General features: G+C 63.8%; 21 protein-coding genes. 16 read left to right on the top strand and 5 right to left on the bottom strand.

From position 1 onward, the window contains the following. Window positions 1-142: 142 nt before the first annotated feature. Entirely contained in the window at window positions 143-424 is a 282-nt protein-coding gene (locus tag QZZ02_RS08545; RefSeq protein ID WP_291843675.1) for an autorepressor SdpR family transcription factor, read from the top strand. Between the two features lie 2 nt (window positions 425-426). Then, on the top strand, window positions 427-1,119 hold the full coding sequence (locus QZZ02_RS08540; protein ID WP_291843674.1) for an SdpI family protein: 693 nt from the start codon (window positions 427-429) through the stop codon (window positions 1,117-1,119). On the opposite strand, the gene glsA is transcribed toward QZZ02_RS08540, so the two are convergent. Then, window positions 1,116-2,381 (bottom strand): glutaminase A, encoded by a 1,266-nt coding sequence (gene glsA / locus QZZ02_RS08535; RefSeq protein ID WP_291843673.1) that lies wholly within the window; start codon window positions 2,379-2,381, stop codon window positions 1,116-1,118. The genes QZZ02_RS08540 and glsA overlap by 4 nt on opposite strands. Before the next feature lie 134 nt (window positions 2,382-2,515). On the opposite strand from glsA, the gene QZZ02_RS08530 reads away from it, so the two are divergent. The 4 genes from QZZ02_RS08530 to QZZ02_RS08515 all read left to right on the top strand — a co-directional run bounded on the left by QZZ02_RS08530 (window position 2,516) and on the right by QZZ02_RS08515 (window position 6,259). Beyond that, window positions 2,516-3,748, top strand: coding sequence for an argininosuccinate synthase (locus QZZ02_RS08530; RefSeq protein WP_291843672.1), 1,233 nt, complete (start codon window positions 2,516-2,518; stop codon window positions 3,746-3,748). A 180-nt stretch (window positions 3,749-3,928) separates the two neighbouring features. Next, window positions 3,929-5,062 carry an ATP-binding protein gene (locus QZZ02_RS08525; protein ID WP_291843669.1) on the top strand — a complete coding sequence of 378 codons (1,134 nt, stop codon included), beginning with the start codon at window positions 3,929-3,931 and terminating at the stop codon, window positions 5,060-5,062. Window positions 5,063-5,130: 68 nt separating this feature from the next. Then, the gene (locus QZZ02_RS08520) at window positions 5,131-5,769 is read left to right on the top strand and encodes a histidine phosphatase family protein (RefSeq protein ID WP_291843668.1); all 639 of its coding nucleotides are present in this window, start codon (window positions 5,131-5,133) and stop codon (window positions 5,767-5,769) included. A gap of 4 nt (window positions 5,770-5,773) precedes the next feature. Beyond that, on the top strand, window positions 5,774-6,259 hold the full coding sequence (locus QZZ02_RS08515; RefSeq protein WP_291843667.1) for a low molecular weight protein-tyrosine-phosphatase: 486 nt from the start codon (window positions 5,774-5,776) through the stop codon (window positions 6,257-6,259). On the opposite strand, the gene thpR is transcribed toward QZZ02_RS08515, so the two are convergent. Beyond that, window positions 6,244-6,783 (bottom strand): RNA 2',3'-cyclic phosphodiesterase, encoded by a 540-nt coding sequence (thpR, locus tag QZZ02_RS08510; RefSeq protein ID WP_291843666.1) that lies wholly within the window; start codon window positions 6,781-6,783, stop codon window positions 6,244-6,246. The genes QZZ02_RS08515 and thpR overlap by 16 nt on opposite strands. 194 nt (window positions 6,784-6,977) lie before the next feature. Here thpR and QZZ02_RS08505 point away from each other — a divergent pair, with 194 nt between their 5' ends. Further along, window positions 6,978-7,742, top strand: a complete 765-nt coding sequence (locus tag QZZ02_RS08505; RefSeq protein WP_291843664.1) for a Bax inhibitor-1/YccA family protein — start codon at window positions 6,978-6,980, stop codon at window positions 7,740-7,742. 78 nt (window positions 7,743-7,820) lie between these two features. On the opposite strand, the gene QZZ02_RS08500 is transcribed toward QZZ02_RS08505, so the two are convergent. Further along, a complete protein-coding gene (locus tag QZZ02_RS08500) occupies window positions 7,821-8,156 on the bottom strand; it encodes a DUF2794 domain-containing protein (protein ID WP_291843663.1) in 336 nt (111 codons plus the stop codon). A gap of 305 nt (window positions 8,157-8,461) precedes the next feature. Between QZZ02_RS08500 and QZZ02_RS08495 the strand changes: the two genes are divergently transcribed. The 6 genes from QZZ02_RS08495 to QZZ02_RS08470 all read left to right on the top strand — a co-directional run bounded on the left by QZZ02_RS08495 (window position 8,462) and on the right by QZZ02_RS08470 (window position 13,993). Continuing rightward, window positions 8,462-9,205 carry an ABC transporter ATP-binding protein gene (locus QZZ02_RS08495; RefSeq protein WP_291843661.1) on the top strand — a complete coding sequence of 248 codons (744 nt, stop codon included), beginning with the start codon at window positions 8,462-8,464 and terminating at the stop codon, window positions 9,203-9,205. Continuing rightward, window positions 9,202-9,945, top strand: coding sequence for an ABC transporter permease (locus QZZ02_RS08490; RefSeq protein ID WP_291843660.1), 744 nt, complete (start codon window positions 9,202-9,204; stop codon window positions 9,943-9,945). The genes QZZ02_RS08495 and QZZ02_RS08490 overlap by 4 nt, the downstream gene beginning before the upstream one ends. Continuing rightward, window positions 9,942-11,786, top strand: a complete 1,845-nt coding sequence (locus QZZ02_RS08485; protein WP_291843659.1) for a Gldg family protein — start codon at window positions 9,942-9,944, stop codon at window positions 11,784-11,786. The genes QZZ02_RS08490 and QZZ02_RS08485 overlap by 4 nt, the downstream gene beginning before the upstream one ends. Next, window positions 11,783-12,847 carry a DUF4340 domain-containing protein gene (locus QZZ02_RS08480; protein WP_291843658.1) on the top strand — a complete coding sequence of 355 codons (1,065 nt, stop codon included), beginning with the start codon at window positions 11,783-11,785 and terminating at the stop codon, window positions 12,845-12,847. The genes QZZ02_RS08485 and QZZ02_RS08480 overlap by 4 nt, the downstream gene beginning before the upstream one ends. Beyond that, window positions 12,837-13,226: a VOC family protein gene (locus QZZ02_RS08475; RefSeq protein ID WP_291843657.1), complete on the top strand. Its 390-nt coding sequence runs from the start codon at window positions 12,837-12,839 to the stop codon at window positions 13,224-13,226. The genes QZZ02_RS08480 and QZZ02_RS08475 overlap by 11 nt, the downstream gene beginning before the upstream one ends. A 77-nt stretch (window positions 13,227-13,303) precedes the next feature. Beyond that, complete coding sequence (locus QZZ02_RS08470; protein ID WP_291843656.1) at window positions 13,304-13,993, top strand: DJ-1/PfpI family protein; 690 nt, start codon at window positions 13,304-13,306, stop codon at window positions 13,991-13,993. On the opposite strand, the gene QZZ02_RS08465 is transcribed toward QZZ02_RS08470, so the two are convergent. Beyond that, window positions 13,990-14,469, bottom strand: a complete 480-nt coding sequence (locus QZZ02_RS08465) for an MmcB family DNA repair protein (RefSeq protein WP_291843655.1) — start codon at window positions 14,467-14,469, stop codon at window positions 13,990-13,992. The genes QZZ02_RS08470 and QZZ02_RS08465 overlap by 4 nt on opposite strands. Window positions 14,470-14,511: 42 nt before the next feature. Continuing rightward, window positions 14,512-16,506, bottom strand: a complete 1,995-nt coding sequence (locus tag QZZ02_RS08460; protein WP_291843654.1) for a DUF3857 domain-containing protein — start codon at window positions 16,504-16,506, stop codon at window positions 14,512-14,514. A 110-nt stretch (window positions 16,507-16,616) separates the two neighbouring features. Between QZZ02_RS08460 and QZZ02_RS08455 the strand changes: the two genes are divergently transcribed. The 3 genes from QZZ02_RS08455 to QZZ02_RS08445 all read left to right on the top strand — a co-directional run bounded on the left by QZZ02_RS08455 (window position 16,617) and on the right by QZZ02_RS08445 (window position 19,480). Then, window positions 16,617-17,015, top strand: coding sequence for a metallopeptidase family protein (locus QZZ02_RS08455; RefSeq protein ID WP_291843653.1), 399 nt, complete (start codon window positions 16,617-16,619; stop codon window positions 17,013-17,015). A 139-nt stretch (window positions 17,016-17,154) separates the two neighbouring features. Next, window positions 17,155-18,843 carry a sulfotransferase gene (locus QZZ02_RS08450; RefSeq protein WP_291843652.1) on the top strand — a complete coding sequence of 563 codons (1,689 nt, stop codon included), beginning with the start codon at window positions 17,155-17,157 and terminating at the stop codon, window positions 18,841-18,843. A 94-nt stretch (window positions 18,844-18,937) separates the two neighbouring features. Next, complete coding sequence (locus QZZ02_RS08445; protein WP_291843651.1) at window positions 18,938-19,480, top strand: hypothetical protein; 543 nt, start codon at window positions 18,938-18,940, stop codon at window positions 19,478-19,480. Window positions 19,481-19,537: the final 57 nt, after the last annotated feature.

Here is a 19,537-nt window from a genome sequence, read left to right as displayed (position 1 = left end):
TCGATCCTTGCGGTCAGGGCGGGCGCGCGAGCAGCTTGCCAGTGCTGCGCAGCCTGTCCAGCCGGATTCGGCAGGGTTCGCCGCGTCGCTTGTAATTAGGAGTATACCGAATTAAGACCGGGGCGAGAGGAATGCGCAGCCCATGAGTGATGTATTCAAGGCCCTTGCCCACCCGGTTCGCCGCGACGTGTTGCGCGTCTTGCGGGACGGGCCGCAATCGGCCGGAGACCTGGCGGCGCGCTTTCCGGTTTCGAAACCAACCATGTCCGGCCATTTCACGATTCTGAAAGAGGCAGGACTGGTCACCGCCGAGCGACACGGGACGACCATCGTCTACCGGCTCAATGTGACGGTGGCCGACGAGGCCCTTGGCTGGCTGCTGGAGCTTGTTGGAAGCGGCCAGCGAGCCGATGAGGAGGACTAAGCATGCGAAACGCCCTGATCCGGTCGGCCGCCCTGATTGCGCCGGCCCTGTTGCTGGCCGCATTGGGATGGTTCGGTACCGACGGCGAGACCCGAATTCCGGTCCACTGGGGTGTGGATGGCCAACCGGATCGCTATGGCGGCCGGGCCGAGGCCTTTCTGCTACTGCCGGCGGTCATGATCGGCTTGAGCGCCGTGTTCGCGGTCTTGCCTGCAATCGATCCGCGTGGTCGCAATCTTGAACGTTCGCGGGTGGTGCTGAACACCGCATGGCTTGGCGCGCTTGTGCTGCTGCTGGCCTTGCAGGCAGCGTTCGTGGCCCTGGGGCTGGGCTGGATCGCAAATGAGGGCGTTGGCTTCGTGCCGATGCTCACCCTGGCCGCAGTCGGCGCGCTCTTCGTCCTGCTCGGCAATGTGCTCGGCAAGGCGCGGCCGAACTGGTTCGTCGGGGTGCGGACGCCCTGGACCCTGTCCTCTGATCTGGCCTGGGACAAGACACACCGGCTGACCGGACGGCTGATGGTGCTCGCGGGCCTCGCAATCCTGGTCTCGATCTGGTTCGTGCCGCCGGAGCGGCAGGTGTTTCTGGTCCTGGTCCTGGCCCTGACGCCGGCGGTGGTGGGAATGGTCTATTCCTATCTTGTCTGGCGCAGCGATCCCGATCGCCAGACCGCAACTCCGGACGAGGTCGACTAGGCTTCTGTCACACCGGCAAAGATGTGAAACGGAAAGGCTTCGACCAGGCGCCTGGACACCTCGATGCCGCGCACCGGATTGCCCTGGCGGTCGAGCGGCGGGCTCCACAGGCCGAAACCGCCAACGCCGGGCACAACGATCATCAGCCCGCCGGAGACCCCGGACTTGGCTGGCAGGCCGACCGTGAAAGCGTATTCGCCGGAATAGTCATACATGCCGCAGGTGAGCATCAGCGACAGCGTGTTGCGGACAATGCGGCTGTCGATAACCCGGTGCCCGGTTGTCGGGCAGACGCCGCCATTGGCGAGCGTTGCGGCAACAGTTGCGAGCTGGCGGCAATCGAGCCGGACCGCGCAGGCGCGAAAGTACAGCTCGAGCGCATCATCGGGATCGGAGCCTTCGGGGAAGGCGTCATGCTCGTCCATCAGCTTGACTAGTGACAGGTTGCGCCGGGCCGTGGCGCGCTCGCTCTCATAGACCGCCTGGTCCATTGTCACCTCGCCTCCGCCGGCAGCAGAGCGGACGAAGCGCTCCAGCAGGCGGGCGCGGGCATCGACTGGCAGGTTCGGCCGGATCATGGCGCTGCACATGATGGCGCCGGAATTGATCATCGGATTGTGCGGCCGGTTGTCGGGGTCGAGGGCCAGTTCGTTGAAGCGGCGACCAGACGGCTCCCGGCCGACATGCCGATGAACCTGGCTCTCGCCGTTCAAGCCCATGGCGAGGGCATAGATCAGCGGCTTGATCACCGATTGCTGGCAGAAGCCGGTATCGGCATCGCCCAGCGCCATCTGTTGCCCGTCGATCGTACAGGCTGCCAGGCCAAATGCGTCGGGATCCTGTTTCGCGAGCTCGGGAATGTAGTCGGCAAGGGCCCCGCCGACGGCATCGCGGGCATAAGCGAAGATATTGCTCAACCGGTTGGCAAAATGTCCGAAATGCGGAATGGCCAGATTGCCGTCCAAGGCGTGTCGCAGCAGGGTTAGTGCATCGGTTTCGAGACTCGATGCGAGCCTGTTTTCGTCGATCGGGCCGGCTCCAAGTGCGCCCATCGCCGCGAGACGGGGCAGCCGGTCCGGCGCAAGGCCGGTGCCTTGAAGCCAGTCGCGCAGGCTCGCCATATCTGCCAGGCCCAGCGCGGCAGCGCGTTCGCTGACATCGCGGGCGAGCGCATGCCGGGAATCCGGCGTGCCGGCGGCCTGCTCGAAACGGGCCGGGCGGGCAACAAAGCGGGCAAAGGGATCACTTCCGGGCGCGGTCATGGCGCCAGAATGGGCAGGAACGCTGCGCTGTCCAGCATCCGCTGCGTCACGATCGTGCCGAAACTGCCGCGAAACACTTGCCTGCCAGCAAGAGCGGCGCTACGCGCAAGGGCAAATCGAGAAGGAATTTGCTCATGCCCGCGAAAAAGCCTGTCAAAAAGGTCGTTCTTGCCTATTCCGGCGGCCTGGACACTTCGGTCATCCTGAAATGGTTGCAGGACGCCTATGACGCTGAAGTCGTGACCTTCACCGCTGATCTGGGCCAGGGCGAGGAACTCGAGCCGGCTCGCAAGAAGGCGGAAGCGGCGGGCGTGTCGGAGATTTTCATCGAGGATCTGCGCGAGGAATTCGTCCGCGATTTCGTGTTTCCCATGGTTCGCGCCAATGCGGTCTATGAAGGCCTCTATCTGCTGGGCACCTCGATTGCCCGACCGCTGATCTCCAAGCGGCTTGTCGAGATCGCCCACGCCACCGGCGCTGACGCGGTCGCTCACGGCGCGACTGGCAAGGGCAATGACCAGGTCCGCTTCGAGCTGGGCGTTTATGCCCTCGATCCGGACCTGCGGGTGATCGCACCTTGGCGCGAGTGGGATCTCAATTCGCGGACCAAGCTGATCAGCTATGCCGAGGAGCATGGCATCCAGGTGGCCACGGACAAGCGCGGCGAAGCCCCCTTTTCGGTCGACGCCAATCTCTGGCACACCTCGTCGGAGGGCAAGCTGCTGGAAGACCCGGCGGAAGAAGCCGATGACATTGTCTACCAGCGTACGGAATCGCCGGAATCGGCGCCGGACAAGCCGGAATATGTCACCATCTCCTTCAAGGCAGGCGATGCCGTTGCCATTGATGGCGAGGCTCTAAGCCCGGCTACACTTCTGACCCGGCTCAACGAGCTTGGACGCGTGCATGGTATCGGCCGCCTTGACCTCGTCGAGAACCGTTTCGTCGGCATGAAATCGCGCGGCATTTACGAGACGCCGGGTGGCACCATCCTGATGGCGGCCCATCGCGGGATCGAACAGATCACGCTGGATCGCGGTGCTGCCCACCTCAAGGACGAGCTGATGCCGCGCTATGCCAAGCTTCTCTACGAAGGCTTCTGGTTCTCGCCGGAGCGCGAAATGCTGCAGGCGGCCATCGACCAGTCGCAGACCCATGTCACCGGTGATGTCCGGCTGAAGCTGTACAAGGGTTCGGTGAATGTGGTCGGGCGCGCCTCGAAGCATTCGCTTTACTCGCTCGAGCACGTCACCTTCGAGGAAGACGTCGTCTACGACCAGAAGGACGCCGAGGGCTTCATCCGGCTCAATGCGTTGCGCCTGCAATTGCTGGCGCGTCGCAAGCGCCGCCTCGGTCAGAACGACTGACGGGCATCGCTTGGGGGCGGCGAACCGCAATGAATGAAAAATTCTTTTGGCAGAGAACTACTTTACAGGGCCCGGTAGAGCGCGGACCTTATCTGGCCCCATCAAAATGGGGTAATTGTGCTTACAAGGCCTGGCCCTAGCATGATATCGACAATGGGTCCGAGCGGAGGGTGAGGGCAGATGCGCTCTATCCTGCTGACAGTGCTGCTGGATATCCTGTTCGCCGCAGCACCCGTTGTGGCGATCGTCTACATGTATCGCCATCGTCAGATCCTCGCGGACGCCGGTGCCATGCGACCGGTGGGGGTTTTGACAATCGGGCTGATGGTCTGGGCCTTCTATCACTTGCTCGATGCTGTGGTGCTGCTGTTCGGTCCTTTCTTCATTGAAGATTCCGGCCTGCCGCCGCTCACCGCATTCATCCAGAACCAGCTGCGCTGGTTCACAGATTTCCTGGCGACCGCATTTCTCGCCATAGGCTTTATCTGGTTGTTCCGCCGGATGACCGACATCCTCGGAGGCTTGCAGAATTCTCGGCAAGCGCTCGAACACGAACTCGACAATCGCACCGAGGTTGAGGCCGAGCTCAAGGCGCGGGCCAATTCCGAGCGCGCCCGGAGCCGCTCGCGGTCGGAATTCATGCTCGGGCTGAGCCATGAATTGCGGACGCCGATCAACGGTATTCTCGGGCTGTCGGGCCTTCTGGCGAATACCGATCTTGATGCCTCGCAGCGGAAATTACTGACGACCATCGAGCGATCCGCGCAGGCCATGCTTTCGCGCATTACCGATGTGCTCGATCTTGCCCGGCTCGAGAATGATCGCGTTGAGCTGCGAAGCGTCCCCTTCCGGCCGGATGAAATGGCGCGGACGGTGATGGGCCTTTTCGAGCCGCTCGCCGGCGAGAAGGGACTCGAACTTGTCCTGGAAATTGACGAAGAAAGCGGTCGATCCGTGCTGGGTGATCCCGTTCGGGTGCGCCAGATTCTCAATAATCTCGTCTCCAACGCGCTCAAGTTCACGCCAAGCGGGTCGGTCACGCTCAAGGTCAGCTACCGTCCGGCCGGCGCTGGCAAATGCTGGGTTGAGTATGCGATCATCGATACCGGTGTCGGGATGGATGATGCACTGCTGGCCCGCCTGACAGGGCGTGCAGCCTCGGAGGCCGGCGGCGATTTTGGTCTGGGCCTGTCAATCTGCCGTCGCCTGGCGCGCCTGATGGACGGCGACATTTCGATCCAAAGCCGCCCCGGTGCCGGCACGTGTGTCGCGGTACGCATCCGGGTCCAGGACGAGCCCGCCGACGGCGAATAACACCTTGCCGGTTGATCACTTCGCGTCGCGGGAGCGGCGCGCTAGGGTGCGCGCGGGAGGATATCTTGATGAAATTGATTCTGACTGCGGCCGCCGCCGCGCTTTGCCTGGCCGCCTGCAGCGAGCCCGTCGCAAGCTTCGTGCGTCCAGAGCTTCTGGCGCTGGCGCCAGAGGCCGAACGCGTAAACCTGATGGCGGCCGAACGCCATGTGCTGGTGGTGCGCCATGCCATCAAGATTTCGCCCGACTGCAATGACATGGCGTGCCCGCTCAGTCCGGAGGGCGAGGCAATGGTGACGCGACTGGCAGAGCTGCTTGGCGACACACCGGTCGACCGCGCCTATGCCAGTGCCGCCTGCCGCACGCGCCTGACGGCCGCTGCCGGCGGGATACCGGTGGTCGCTCACCAGGCGGTGGACGGGTATGCGGTCGATTGTACCGAGGGTTCCACAGTATCGCGTCGGCGCAGTGAGGCCTTTGCGGAGGTCAATGCTGCTGCGACAGGCTGGACCCTGGTCGGAGAGCATTCCAACACCTCCTGCCTGTGGATGGCAGCCCATGCCGGCACCGAGGCCGCGCAAGCTGCGGGCTGTGATGGTGACGGGCGTCTCCCTGAAGATGCCTATGGCGATATTTTCTGGCTGCATGCGATCGGCGATGACTGGTCCCTGACTGTCCTGCCGGGTGCCTTTTCGGTCAGTGGCTGAGGCGATGCGGCTTCTTTTCGTGTGCACCGGCAATATCTGTCGCTCGCCGACCGCTGATGCGGTCGCGCGCCGGCGGGCCGCCGATGCCGGGCTCGACTGGCATGTCGACAGCGCCGGGACGGGCGGCTGGCACGCCGGCGAGGCGCCCGACCCTCGCGCCACCGCTGCCGGGGCCGGCCGCGGGTATGATCTCTCGGTGGTGCAGGCACGCGAGGTCGATCCGGCGGACTTTCGACGGTTTGACCACATCATCGCGATGGATGGCAGCCATCTGCGCTTCCTGCGGCGAATGCCGGGCGCCAAAGGCGGTGCTCGCCTCAGCCTGATGATGGACTGGGCCGGTGAACCGGGTGTCGAGGTCCCGGACCCCTATTACGGCGGTGATGATGGCTTTGACGACGTGCTCGACATGATCGAGCGGGCTGTCGTCGGCCTGATCTCGGACCTCGGCCCCAACCCGGGTGCAGGTCCGGATCAGAGCAAAGGATAGTCGGCTTCCGGCTCGTAGATGTTGGCGTCGCCGCGTGAGGTCCAGCTGGAGTACATCGTGAAATGGGTGACCCGCCACGGCTCGGTTGCAAACCCGCCCGTGCGCTCGGCAAAGCGGGTCAGCTTGTCGATGGGCGTTCCCTGTAGGTAGGCCAGCGTCATGTGTGGGTGGAATTTGCGGTGTTCCGGCGCCAGCCCGGCCTTGCGGGCGGCGCGCTCGCACCGCGCATTGAGCTCGCTCAGCGCCGCGCTGGGACGGACGCCGAGCCACAAGGCGCGCGGGTCCAGCTTGCCAAACCAGCCCGAGCCCAGCAGCGAAAGCTCGAATGGGGGCATCGCTATATTGGCCAGCTCGGCATCGAGATCCTCGGCCCGTCGCTCATCCAGCTCGCCGAAATAGCGCAGCGTGATGTGGAAGTTTTCATGCGGTCGCCAGCGCGCCCCCGGAACGCCTTTCTGCAGGCGCCGGATCTCGGCGTGCAGGATGTCGGGGACAGGGATGGCGGCGAACAGGCGCAGGGTCATGGGTCACCAGGCAATTGGCCTTCCAACTAGGGCGATTTCACGCGCCGGGGCAATGCCCGGCCGAATGGGGGATTCGCGGCCATCCAGTCCCCCCTTCTTGTGACGGCGGAAACTTGCCTTCCGTCCCGGGGAACATGATATATTAGCGACAAAGCGCCTTGGTTTGGCGCGTGTAGACAAGAGAGACGTCCACAATGAACGATTTTTCCCGCACTTATTCCGGCGCCGGCTCGCTGGACATGTCGGTGGATGCCGGCCTGCGCAGCTTCATGCTCGGCGTCTACAACAAGATGGGCCTTGGCCTGCTTTTGTCCGCTGCGATTGCCTACGCGGTGGGGACCTACCCCCCGCTGACCAATCTCGTGTTCGGAACGCCGTTGCTTTTCGCAGTTCAATGGGGGCCCCTGGCCCTGCTCATCGGCTCGAGCTTCTTCATGCGCAACCCGTCTCCGATCGGGAGCGCGGTGTTGTATTGGGCGATCGTCACACTGATCGGTGCCAGCCTGAGCTTCTGGGTGATCATCGCATCGTCCGGCCAGGTCGTTCAGTCGGTCGGCGGACGCAGCCTGTCAGTTGATTTCGGGACAATTGCGCAAGCCTTTGTGATTACGGCGGGTGCTTTCATGGCCTTGTCGGTTTTCGGATACACCACGAAGCGCAATCTGATGCCGATGCAGAGCTTTCTGTTCATGGCGGTGTTCGGCGCTGTCGCGCTCGGCGTGCTGAACTTCATCTTCTTCCAGTCCGGCATGCTGGAGCTGCTTCTCCAGTTCGCAGTCCTGCTTCTGATGGCGGGCGTTGTCGCCTGGCAAACCCAGTCCCTGAAGGTCACCTACTACCAGATTGCAGGCGACCAGCGCTCAATGGCTGTCATGACCAATATGGGGGCGCTTAACCTCTATATTGCCTTCGTGAACATGTTTCAGATCATCCTGTCGCTCTTCGGCAGCCGCGAATAGCAACGCGCTGCACGTCTGAATCAAGAAACCCCGGAGCACCTGCTCCGGGGTTTTTCTTGTCTCCCGTACCGTTGATGATCAGTCGATGACCCGGAATTTCTTCTTGTCGAACACGGTCATCACCTGGGCGAGATCGTGGCCGCGCTTGAGGATCTGGCCGCCCATGGCGACCACCTTGAACTGACCCTGGCGATGGGCGTCGGCAGGGGTTTTGATCACCGAATACATCGGCATCTCGCTATGCCGCCGGAAGATCGAGAACACGGCTTCCGATTTCAACCCGTCAATCGCGTAGTCCTTCCATTCGCCCTGGGCGACGAACCGGCCGTAAACCCGCAGGATCGCGTCGAGCTCGCGACGGGTCCACATGACCGGTTCCGGCTTGCGTTTCGCGGATGGGGTCAGGGATTGCACGGGCTTTTCTCCCACTGGTTGAATCGGTTCATCCAGCTTACAAACATTTCACGCGGTGCCGCAAAGTCGCCACATTCTGGGCGCGTTGCGGCCATACCGCCCGACCACCGTCTCACAGGTCGGCCGGTCGCAACAATGCCTCCCAGCCTGGTTTTAGACAGCCCCCCCAGCCCCCCGGGTCAAGAGGCTGCGGTCCGGTCGACACCCCCAATTCCCCTCATGAAATAGACAACTTGCCTTGCCTCTGGCCAAGCGGGCCGCGGCGCGCTAACGCTAGTCCCGTCAGATCATGAGCCCTGCGAACCATGCTGGTTGCCGATCATCTCATCAAGGATTTCGGGTCCTTCCGTGCGGTCGATGGTGTGAGCTTCACCCTCGAACGCGGTGAAGTGCTCGGTTTTCTCGGTCCCAATGGGGCCGGCAAGACGACGACCATGCGCATGCTGGCCGGCGGGCTCGAGCCTGACGGTGGCAGCGCCTCGATCGCCGGCTATGACTGTTCGACAGTCCGTCTCGAGGCGCAATCCCGTCTGGGATATCTGCCGGAAGGCGCGCCGGCCTACCCGGCCATGACGCCGCGTGGATTTGTGATGTTCGGTCTGCGGGCCCGCGGATTTTCCGGCGGAGCCCTCAACCGTGCCACCGACCTCGCGCTCGAGCGGGCCAATCTGGGCGAAATGGCCGGACAACCGATTGGGACGCTGTCGAAAGGCTACAAGCGTCGCGCCGCCCTGGCTGCCGCAATTGCCCATGATCCGGCTGTGCTGATCCTCGATGAGCCGACGGACGGGCTCGATCCGAACCAGAAGGACGGGGTGCGTCAGCTCATCCGCGACATGGCGCCCGAAAAGGCCATCATTATCTCGACCCATATCCTGGAAGAGGTTCCGGCCGTGTGTTCGCGCGCCATTGTCATCGACCGCGGCCGCGTCCGGTTTGATGGCACGCCGCATGCCCTGGCAGCGACAGGACCGGACAACAGCATCGAGTCGGCGTTCCGGGCGCTGACCCAGATCCGATCGGGCAGCGACGAAGGGGTGGCAGCGTGATCCATGCCCTGCACGCCGTCTACCGGCGCGAGCTCACCGCCTATTTCCAGACGCCGCTGGCCTATGTCTTCCTGGCCGTCTTTGCCTTTTGCGCGCCGGCCTTTGCCTTTCATATCGGGCGCTTCTTCGACACCAACCGGGCCGATCTGGCCCCGATGTTCGACTATCTGCCCTGGCTCTTTGTCGTCCTGATGCCGGCCCTGGCCATGCGCGCCTGGGCCGAGGAACGCGACCGCGGGACCCTTGAATTCCTGATGGCGCTGCCGATCCCGCTCTGGGCATCAACGGGCGGCAAATTCCTCGCCGCCTGGTCGATCGCGGCAATTGCGCTCGGCCTGACCTTTCCGATGTGGATCGCCGTCAATTATCTCGGCGCACCGGACAATGCCGCGATCGCAACCGGCTATCTGGGTGCCTGGCTTATGGCAGGGGCCTATCTTGCCGTGGGTCAGGCGCTGTCCGCGACGACGTCGAACCAGGTTGTTGCTTTTGTTCTGGGGGCTGGCGCTGCCTTCTTGCTGACCATGGCCGGCCTACCCTTCGTGCTGTCGGCGCTCGGCGAGAATGCGCCGGCCGCCCTGTCTGAATTCGTTGCCGGCCTGAGTGCGCTCGAGCATTACAGCGCCTTTCGCCACGGCGTGATCGGCCTGTCGGACCTGACTTACTTCATCGGATTGATCGTGACATCGCTGACCCTAGCCGGTGTGCTGATAGCGGAACGGCGCGGAGGTGGGCGATGAAACGTACCGCCTTTCTGCCGCTCATGCTGATCAGCCTCGTCCTGGTCTTCCTCGCCGGCAATGATCTGGCAGGCCGCTGGCTTGGCGGCGCACGGCTGGACCTCACCCAGGACGGGCTCTATCGCCTGTCGGACGGCTCCATTGCGGTCATGGACCGGCTGGACGAGCCGGTTGAATGGCATTTCTACTATTCGCGGGCCGAGGCCGCGCAATATCCGGCGATCCGCGCCTATGCGACCCGGATCCGGGAATTCCTGATCGCCTATGCGGATCGGTCCGGTGGCCGGATACAACTCTCGGAGACCGATCCCGAACCCTTCTCGGCCGATGAGGATGCCGCCCTCGCGGCGGGGCTGACGCCAATGCCGACCGAGGGCGGGGACCGCCTCTTCTTCGGTCTGGTGGCGCGCAACTCCGTCGACGACCAGGCGGTGATCCCGCTGTTCCGTGAAGAGGCCGAAGCTCGGCTTGAATATGAGCTGACCCGACTGATTGTCGATATCGAGCGGCCGTCGCGACCGCGTCTGGCCGTGCTCACAGGCCTGCCGCTGAGCCCGGATGACGGCGCGCCCAACACTTTCATTGGCGAGCTCAACGCTGCCTATGATCTGGTCTGGCTGGCGCGCGATTTCGAGACCATCCCGGACGCCAGCGCCCTGCTCATTCTGCATCCCGGCCCGCTGAGCGAAGCTCAGACCTATCTCCTCGACCAGTTCGCCCTGTCGCGCGGCCGGGTCGTGGCCTTCATTGACCCGCTCGCCCACATGGCGCTGCGGCCGGGCCCGGACGGGCTGCCGCCGCTCAATGCCCGGCGATCCTCCGACCTCGGGCCGCTGCTGGCGCGCTGGGGCATTGGCTTCGATCCCGAGACCGTGGCGATGGATCGCCAGCTCGGCTTGCCTGTCGAGATCGTGGAGGCGGACGGCCGGGCGCGTCGCCGTGCCTATCCACTCTGGTTTGCGCTCGGGCGGGCGCAGATCAGCGCGACTGATATCGCGACCGCGACGCTGGATCTGGGCCTGAATTTCGGCTCGCCCGGCGCGTTGGCACTTTATCCTCTGCCGGATCTGCGTCTCACTCCGCTGCTGGAAACATCCCTGGAAGGGGCGCTTCTTGACGCCGATATCGCGGCTGGGGCTCCGGGACCGGACGCCTTGCTGGAGGCCTATGTTCCGCATGACGAACCGCCCGTGCTTGCGGTTCGCCTGACCGGCATGATCGAGACCGCTTTCCCGGACGGCCCGCCGGCCGCAGACATCCCGTTCAACCCGGCCGATCATCGGGCGCTGTCCGACGGGCCGGTCGACATCGCGGTCGTGGCGGATGTGGACTGGCTCGATGACAGTTTTTACGTCCGCAATGACCCCGGGACCGGCACCAGTTATGTGGCGGACAATCTCACCCTCGCGCTCAATCTGGTCGACATGGCCGCCGGTGATCCGGCGCTCGTCAGCCTGCGCTCGCGAACACCCTCCCTGCGCCCGATGACGCGTGTTGAGAACCTGCGAGCGGAAGCCGAGGCGCGCTATGTCGCTGCCCAGGACGCGCTGGAGGCCCAGATCGAGGACGCCGAGGCCCGGCTCGACGCGCTGCTGGAAAGCGGTCAGGCGTCCGCATTGCTGGCGGATTCGCGGGTGAGTGATCGCGAGGAGGCCATGCGGCTTCGTCAGGAAATCCAGCAGACCCGCGAGGACTTGCGCGCCATCGAACGCGATTTCCGGCGCGATATTGATGCCCTGAACGCGGACCTGCAGTTCTGGACGATCGGTGTGCCTCCCGCTCTCGTGATACTGTTCGGCATTCTCGGCTCGGTGGTTCGGCGTCGGCGGAGGCGCGCATGATATCCCGTCCCGACCAGCGTCGTCGCACCCAGCTAGCGATTGCCGCGGGCGCCGCCTTCATTCTGGCCGGGCTCGCAATCACCGCCATCATCCTCGATGCCCGCGAAACCTGGCGCCCTGTCGTAAGCGGCCCCGTCCTGCCCGGCTGGAACAGCGCCGTCGAGTCGGCGCGCGCGATCGAGATTGCCGGCGAAGAGCGGTTCAGCCTCGAACAGGTCGAAGGCGTCTGGCGCATGCCGAGCCGGGATGGCTATCCGGTCCGTCCCGAGCGTCTCGCGGAACTGGATGCCTATCTGGCAGCCCTGACCTATGAGGGTGCGCGAACTGCAAATCCCGAAAGACTGGCCCGCATCGGCCTTGCCGAGCCTGGCGAGGCAGGTGGTGGCACGCGGATAACAGTCAGCGGCGCCGATGGCGCGGCGCTGGCCGACATCCTGCTGGGCGAAACCCGCGGTGAGCGGGTCTATGTGCGTCAGCCCGGCCGCAATCGGGCTTTTGCCGCACGGTTGGGGGATGGCGCAGTGGTTCGGCCCGACCTGGTGCCGGCCGATGCCTGGCTTGATCTCGACTTTCTCGAACTCGGCATCAACGAGATCGCGCGCGTGGACGTGCAGCCGGAGAGCGGTCCGGACTATCGGCTTGAACGCGCGGCGACGTCGGTACGCAATTTCTCGCTTCGGCGCCCGGGCGGCTGGCAGATGATCACCGCTGCGGCAGGAAATGGCCCGGCGGCGACGCTGGGAAGGGTCCGGTTTCGCGACGTCCGCCGGGCTGATCGGCTTGGGGGTGAATTCGTCGCCAGCCATACTGCCGAGACATTCTCCGGCCTGCGTGTCCGGATCGATGTCAAAGCCCTTGGCGATACGCGCTGGGCTTTGATCACGGCGTCGGCGATCACCGACGATGCCGAGGCCGAGACCGCGGCGATCAATGCCCGGACCGAGGACTGGGCCTATCTGATGTCGGACCTGACCGTCGACCGGCTCATCCGGCCGCTTGATCGCATTGCCGATGCCCGTGTGGCGCCCGAAGCGAGCGAGGAGCCGGAGGATGCGCCTTAACCAGATCACGCTTCCGGTCGCTGAAATCGCGCGTTCCAAAGCCTTCTATGAGCGCCTTGGCTTCCGGCTTCTTGTCGACAGCCCGCATTATTGCCGTTTCCTGGCGCCGGAAGGCGACACGACCTTCTCCCTGCACCTCGAAACGCCGGTCCATCCGGGTGCCGTCATCTATCTGGAATCCGATGATGTCGATGCCGTTGTCGGGCGATTGCGGGCGGAGGGTCTCGCTTTCGAGTCCGGCCCGCGCGACGAAAGCTGGCTATGGCGTGAGGCGGTCCTGATCGATCCGGACGGGCACAGGATCAAGCTCTACCATGCAGGCGAGAACCGCATTGATCCGCCGTGGCGGGTCACACCAAAGGACGCCGATGCGGTCTGACCGGATTTGATCGGGTTTTGTCATGGTCGTTCATCCAAGCCAAGCCTAGCGTCGGCCGGCTGGCAATGGAGGCCTGGATGACCAGATTGCGCCATATCGGATTTCTGCTCTTTGACGATCTCACCCAACTTGATTTCACCGGCCCCTTGCAAGTGCTCAACCGGATACCGGGCGCAACCGTCCATCTGGTCGCACAGGCTGCGGGTCCGGTCCGGACCGATTGTGGCCCCTTCATCCTTGCCGATACCGCCTATGAGGATTGCCCGCAGCTTGACCTGATCTGTGTTCCGGGCGGCTGGGGTGTCGATGCCGCCATGGAGGATGCTGCAATACTCGCCTTTCTGCGCCACCAGGCGAAGGACGCGCAATTCATCACCTCGGTCTGCACCGGTGCCTTCGTGCTCGGCGCGGCGGGTTTGCTGGAAGGCCACAAGGCGACGACCCACTGGCGATATCATCCGGCCCTGGCACGCTTTGGCGCTGAGCCGGTCCGCGAGCGCGTGGTGCGCGACGGCAAGTTGTTTACCGGTGGCGGGGTAACGGCCGGTATCGATTTCGCCCTGACTATCGTCAAGGAAGTCTGCGGCGATGGTCTGGCCGAGGCCATCCAGCTCGGCCTGGAATATGATCCGCACCCACCTGTCGACAGCGGTTCACCTGAAAAAGCCTCCGAACCGGTCCGCGATGCCGTCGAAAGCCGGTTTGCGCCGCGCTGGCAGGCCTTCCTGCAGGTCGTCGACCGGGTCACCGGCACGGTAGATGCCTAGCCGGCCACGGGGTTTGACTCGCTGCCGGGTTCGCCTGTCCGCATCAACCGGTCGGCAGCGGCGCGCGCGAACCGCAGGGTCAGCGCCTTGCGGCGCGCGGGCGCCAGGGTGAGGACCGGACTTTCACGGACTATGGCACCGCCAAATCCGTCAGCGATGATCAGGCCGGCCTCTTCGGGGATGACGTCGTGGGGAAAGCGTTGCGAGACGGCGAAATAGAGCCTGTCGCAATAGCCGGAATAGTTCGTCCATTTGCTGTCGGCACGGAAGTCGGCGATGCCGGATTTGATCTCGATGATGGTGATCTCGCCCTTGCGTCCGAGCGCCGCCAGATCAGCGCGGCGCCCGTCCGGCAGGATGAATTCGGGGATGGCGCTGAATCCCATATGCCAGAGCAGGCGCGCGGCACCGCGCATCAGGGCTTGTGCGTCGTCAATCTGGGGATTGGCGGCGGAGGCGACATCATCAAGACTCATGCCGCCAGTCTGTTCCATTTTTGTTCACGCTTCAAGCGGCGCTCAATCGACAGGCTCGGTGATATCGAAGCCGAAATAGAGGCTGTTGATCATCTCGCGATGTTCGCGCAGCACCTCGAGGGTCGCATCGGGCGGCACGTCATGGGCCAGTGTTTCTGTCTCGAATTCCATCCGGTAAACAGCGCCGAGATGGGTTGAGGTGTAGCTGTAGCGGAAGGCTGGATTTTCTAGAACGGTCGCTTGGGTATCAAGCGTCCAACCCGCCCCGTTATTGGTCAGGACCAAGTCAACGACATGCCGGATATGGGTCGGGTGGGCAACGTCGAGCGGTGTGACGCGTCGCCGCTCGGAATTGCTGTCGACGACCTCGCTGATCCCGTGAGCACGGTAGCGGACCGCATAGGCGCCCTCCTGTGCGCCATCCTCATAGGGGGCGAGCAGTTCCAGACGTTCGCGGATGACCAGCCTGTTGGCGTCGAGATCATCCTCGATCTCGATCGGTTCCAGATAATCGGCGGCGCCGAAATTCTGGTTGTAGAAATCGAGATAGGCGCGCTGCAGGCCGCCAAGACCCTGGCGGGCCAGGCGGGCGCGATTGATGTCGGCGTCCTCGCCGCTCAATATGGTCTCGACCGTCAGACGGGCCGGCTCGTTGCGGCCGCATGAAAGGTCGAGCGTTTCGTTGATGATCAAAGTCGGTCCGGCAACCGGGGCGGCTTCGTCCATGCTGACCAGGCCCTCGCCGCTCCCGTCGAGCGGCAGCGCAAAGCCGTAATCAGCCTGAGTCACATGCTCCAGGGTGCCGCCCTGGCTGGACCGCGTCGGGTCGAGCCATAGGGTGCGCCCATCGTGCCGCAAGCGCACGATCACATGATTGAACGCCCCCGGCGAGGGTTCGCGCCGGTCGATTCCGCGCCCGGCATCCAGATTGACGAGCGCTGCGTCCGCCTCGAAACCCAGCGCCCGGGCCAGCTCCACCAGCAGCGCCGATTTGGCCTTGCAGTCTCCGTACCGGGTTTCCAGCGTGTCCGCCGGCGCGGCGGGGGCGTAAGAACCTTCGCCATAGGTCAGGGCGAGATAGCGGACTTCGTCCTGGACAAAACGCAGGGCAGCCATGAGCCGTGCCTCTGGCGTGTCATGCGCGGCAGACAGGTCAGCGGCCAGCGATTGCACTGCATCCGAAGTCTCTAGCGTGAACAGTGGCGTGCCCCAGCGAGCCACATCGGCCCAGTCGGCATAGCTCGAGATACGAAGAACGGGATGTTGCTCAATCCCGATCGGTGTGCCGCGCTCGGCATTGATGACATCCCGGGGTGTTGGAGCGAGGCGGAATTCCTCGTAATCGCGGCGCCTGCGATGTTCGATATCAGCCTCGATCCCGGCAAGTGAAATGTCGTGAAAACGCGCTTCGCCGCGGGGCCACAGTGAACGGATCGATCGGCGCTCGACAGGGACGCCCCAATTCAGTCCGAAGCGCCGGAAATCACGCCCGTTGAAGGTCGGATTGATGCCGCGGATCGTGAGGGCATAGTCGACAGTATCGCCGACACGAACATCATCAATGCGTGCGAGGGCTGTGACCTCGCCGTTCAGCATCTGACGGTCGCGATTGGATTCGTGGCGTGCGAACTCGATCTGGGTCCGGTCGCGCCGGTCGAGCGTCTCGCCATCCCGGGTCAGACGGACATGGTGGAAGACGACCTCTTCGTAGGACGGGTCGAAGGAGACCTGGAAACTGGCGAGCGCATCGATCCCGGACGAATTGATCGCCTCGCGTACGCGTCGGATGTAGAGCGAAGGCTCGGCGTCCCGGGCGTCGTGCTGGTCATCGATCAACAGATAGCGGACGCCGCCAAAACTATCGAAAACAGCCGCATCGGGGTCTTGGGGTTCGATTTCGTTCACGAATTCGGGCGGCGGGCCGAACACGGCATCGTCCGGAACCGGTGCCGCGACGGTTGGCAAACCGGCCTGGGCGCAAGCATCGGAAATCATGGCCAGGCCGACCAGGCCGCCGATAACGAGACGACGCAACATGCTACTTCCCCACTTCCCCACGCGTTATGCCAGACTAGGCTGCAGTCCCGCCTGTGCAAGACGGCAACCTGCATTCAAACTGACATCATGAAACAAATTGGCCCGCCAGAATGAATGCTGATCGCGTCGCCCCGTCCCTCGATGACTTCGAGCGTCTTGCCGACCAAGCCTTGAAGGCCCTGCCGGCGGAAATGCTGGCCCTGTGCAAGGGCGTGGAGGTCTTTGTGGCCGATTTCGCCGATGCCGAGACGCTGGCGGCAGTCGGACTTGCCGATCCATTCGAGCTGACCGGCGTTTATATCGGCGTCGACTTGTCGCAAAAATCACTGGCGGATCCGTCGCCCGAACCTGATCGCGTTGTGCTGTTCCGGCGTCCCATCCTCGACGAATGGGCTGATCATGGCGCAATCACGCTCGGCGAGCTCGTCACGCATGTCCTGGTGCATGAAATCGGTCATCATTTCGGTCTCTCGGATGATGATATGCACCGGATTGAGGATGAGCGCTGACAACTTGCCACCTTGTCGGGTCCTGGCGGCTTGATCCGGTCGCGGGCCACGGCTGAAAGGCGGCTTCAAGGCTGGGTGGCGATGGCCTAGTGTGCCGCGCGAAGACGCGGTGTTCCGATTGCCGCCCGGAGAGATTTGGATGAGCGAGCTGGAACTGGTCTTTGTTGTGGGCTGCCAGAGATCGGGCACCACGCTGACCGGACAGATTCTCGGTGCCCATCCATCGACGCTTCTCGTCGATGAGCAGGATGGCCTTTACGCCTGGTTTGATGCCCTCGAGAGCGGTGGCGACGCCGCTGCCGCGGCGACTGACAAGCTGGTTCACCGCGCCCGGACCAAATACATTCGCCCGGATGCGCGGGTCCGGCTGGGTGAGGGAACGGAGATGCGACCGGCACCGGACGTTACCCATCTCATCCTCAAGGCCCCCAATCTGACCTATGCGGCCGAGCGGATCGCCCGGCTCGGCCGCAAGGCCCATATCGTCTATCCGGTGCGCGATCCGCGGGCTGTTGTGGCGTCGATGGGGCGGCTGACCCATGTCGACATGATAGGCAACCAAATTCGGTGGATGCGAGCGGCGACAAGCCTGGCTGATCGCCTGGAACCTCTGGCGGGGCGGCTTGAGACCGACCGGAGCCTGTCTGACGTCGGCCGACGCGCGCTGATCTGGCAGGTCAAGTCGTCCCTGATGGATACGTTCAGGGCGGCCGGTCTGAACCCCTTCGTCTTCCGCTACGAAGACCTGGTCGCAGACCTGTCCGGGCATTGTGCGGCCATGGCCCGGCATTGCGGCCTGTCAGACGATATCGCAATGACCGAGCATGAAGCTGTTTACGTCGGTCACAGTCCGGATGGGGTCACGCCGCGTGATCGCAAGGTCGATGCCAGCTCGCTGGTGCAATGGCAGGCCGATCTTTCTGATCAATCCCTTGCCGAAATTGCCCGGGAAGCTGGCCCGCTCGCTGCGCATTTCGGGTATGCGTTCGGTGACGTCGTCGAAGCTGGCGGCGAAGCCGGAACGGGGAAAGCCCCGCTCGTCCTGACCGGTCGCGGTGGCGGAGGAACGCGCCTGTTCAGTGAGCTCGCCCGGTCAGCCGGTATTTTCCTCGGCAATGAAATCAACGAGACCGGCGACAGTGTCGAATGGGTGGATGCGCTCTACGGCGCCGCCATCACGACACTGGACGGTGGAACGCCCGACGCCAGGACGCTACGCCGGACCGGGCTTGCCATTCTGGACCGGGCCACCGCCGGCGGTGAGCCGGACAAAAGTGAGGCATGGGGGTGGAAACTGCCGGAGAGCATGTTGGCCATGCCGGCGATTGCCGCGGCCTTTCCGGATGCGCGTATCGTTCACATCCTGCGCCACCCGGTGACCGCCAGCCTGCGCCGCACCCATGTGACATCGCGCGCGAACAATCCGGTCGGCGCAGCCGTCCTGCGCGAGGCATACACTGCGATTGGCCGCGACACCGCGCTGATCGGGGGCGATCCCGATTATCTGCGCAACGCCATCTCCTGGCTGTTCCAGGTCCGGCAGGTTCGTGACTTCGGCCGCAACCACCTGCCGCCGGACCAGTATCTGGAATTGCGATACGAGGATCTCTGCTCGCGACCGAAAGCAGTCATCGCCCGGCTCGCCGGCTTTGCCGGGCTGGCGGCCGACCGCTTCACCGCCCCGACGATTGATTCGACGCGCACACGTTCTTTCGCGGCGGGTGATCCGCATATCGCAGAAGTCTGGGCGCTGTGCGGTGACGTGGGCAGTTCACTGGGCTATGGCCTGTCGGCGGACGGTCACCCGATCGTGTCGGGCAATGTCTGACCGGCCCTGCCGGATTGTTGACATGTCGTGGTCCGGCTAGACTGTAAGCCGGGCTGTCGTGAGTTCTGCCATGTTGCTTGCTTTGATATTGCTGATGGCTTCTGCGACGCCGAACGCGGGCGCGTGTGATCAGGCGATCCGGCTTGATATCGAGGCCGAAATCGCAACGATCAATTACGGCATGCAGATCTACACATCGGTGCCCGAGGCGGAGCGGACGGACGAGCAGCGCCGGTTGCTTGCGTCGGTGATGACGCTTCTGGATTCGCGCGACCGGCCGGTTTCGCAGGCCGATGTCGACATTCTCGACGCGGCCCTTGGCTATTTGTCCAGCGAAGCAGTCTGGGATCGGGCGGACGACCGCCGGTGCGGCCAGCAGGATACCCGTTGGTCGATTTTCTGTGCCCTGCAACGTGCTTCGGTCGACGTGACCGGGACATATGAGCATCGCCGCACGGCTTTGCAGGAGGTGCGTTTCATCATCGAAGTGCGCAGTGAGGGCCGCGACTACGCGCACCGCATGATGGATTACAATAATGATCCCGAGACGAGCTTCGACGAGGCACGTGCGGTCGTGAGCGAGGCGCGCGCGGTGGTCGCCGACCGGTTGTCACGACAGTGTCCCGCCAAGGACTGACCTACACATCAGATCCCGCACAGAAAAAACCCCGCCAGCCAGGCTGACGGGGTTTTT

The organism is Maricaulis sp. (assembly GCF_015665295.1).
Taxonomy (GTDB): domain Bacteria; phylum Pseudomonadota; class Alphaproteobacteria; order Caulobacterales; family Maricaulaceae; genus Maricaulis.
This window is presented reverse-complemented; position numbering and strand designations above follow the sequence as displayed.

Bases quoted from the DNA above. Each gene is read 5' to 3' on its own strand.
- QZZ02_RS08545 (WP_291843675.1), top strand. From the start codon at position 143: ATGAGTGATGTATTCAAGGCCCTTGCCCACCCGGTTCGCCGCGACGTG.
- QZZ02_RS08540 (WP_291843674.1), top strand. From the start codon at position 427: ATGCGAAACGCCCTGATCCGGTCGGCCGCCCTGATTGCGCCGGCCCTG.
- glsA (WP_291843673.1), bottom strand. From the start codon at position 2,381: ATGACCGCGCCCGGAAGTGATCCCTTTGCCCGCTTTGTTGCCCGCCCG.
- QZZ02_RS08530 (WP_291843672.1), top strand. From the start codon at position 2,516: ATGCCCGCGAAAAAGCCTGTCAAAAAGGTCGTTCTTGCCTATTCCGGC.
- QZZ02_RS08525 (WP_291843669.1), top strand. From the start codon at position 3,929: ATGCGCTCTATCCTGCTGACAGTGCTGCTGGATATCCTGTTCGCCGCA.
- QZZ02_RS08520 (WP_291843668.1), top strand. From the start codon at position 5,131: ATGAAATTGATTCTGACTGCGGCCGCCGCCGCGCTTTGCCTGGCCGCC.
- QZZ02_RS08515 (WP_291843667.1), top strand. From the start codon at position 5,774: ATGCGGCTTCTTTTCGTGTGCACCGGCAATATCTGTCGCTCGCCGACC.
- thpR (WP_291843666.1), bottom strand. From the start codon at position 6,783: ATGACCCTGCGCCTGTTCGCCGCCATCCCTGTCCCCGACATCCTGCAC.
- QZZ02_RS08505 (WP_291843664.1), top strand. From the start codon at position 6,978: ATGAACGATTTTTCCCGCACTTATTCCGGCGCCGGCTCGCTGGACATG.
- QZZ02_RS08495 (WP_291843661.1), top strand. From the start codon at position 8,462: ATGCTGGTTGCCGATCATCTCATCAAGGATTTCGGGTCCTTCCGTGCG.
- QZZ02_RS08485 (WP_291843659.1), top strand. From the start codon at position 9,942: ATGAAACGTACCGCCTTTCTGCCGCTCATGCTGATCAGCCTCGTCCTG.
- QZZ02_RS08480 (WP_291843658.1), top strand. From the start codon at position 11,783: ATGATATCCCGTCCCGACCAGCGTCGTCGCACCCAGCTAGCGATTGCC.
- QZZ02_RS08475 (WP_291843657.1), top strand. From the start codon at position 12,837: ATGCGCCTTAACCAGATCACGCTTCCGGTCGCTGAAATCGCGCGTTCC.
- QZZ02_RS08470 (WP_291843656.1), top strand. From the start codon at position 13,304: ATGACCAGATTGCGCCATATCGGATTTCTGCTCTTTGACGATCTCACC.
- QZZ02_RS08465 (WP_291843655.1), bottom strand. From the start codon at position 14,469: ATGAGTCTTGATGATGTCGCCTCCGCCGCCAATCCCCAGATTGACGAC.
- QZZ02_RS08460 (WP_291843654.1), bottom strand. From the start codon at position 16,506: ATGTTGCGTCGTCTCGTTATCGGCGGCCTGGTCGGCCTGGCCATGATT.
- QZZ02_RS08455 (WP_291843653.1), top strand. From the start codon at position 16,617: ATGAATGCTGATCGCGTCGCCCCGTCCCTCGATGACTTCGAGCGTCTT.
- QZZ02_RS08450 (WP_291843652.1), top strand. From the start codon at position 17,155: ATGAGCGAGCTGGAACTGGTCTTTGTTGTGGGCTGCCAGAGATCGGGC.
- QZZ02_RS08445 (WP_291843651.1), top strand. From the start codon at position 18,938: ATGGCTTCTGCGACGCCGAACGCGGGCGCGTGTGATCAGGCGATCCGG.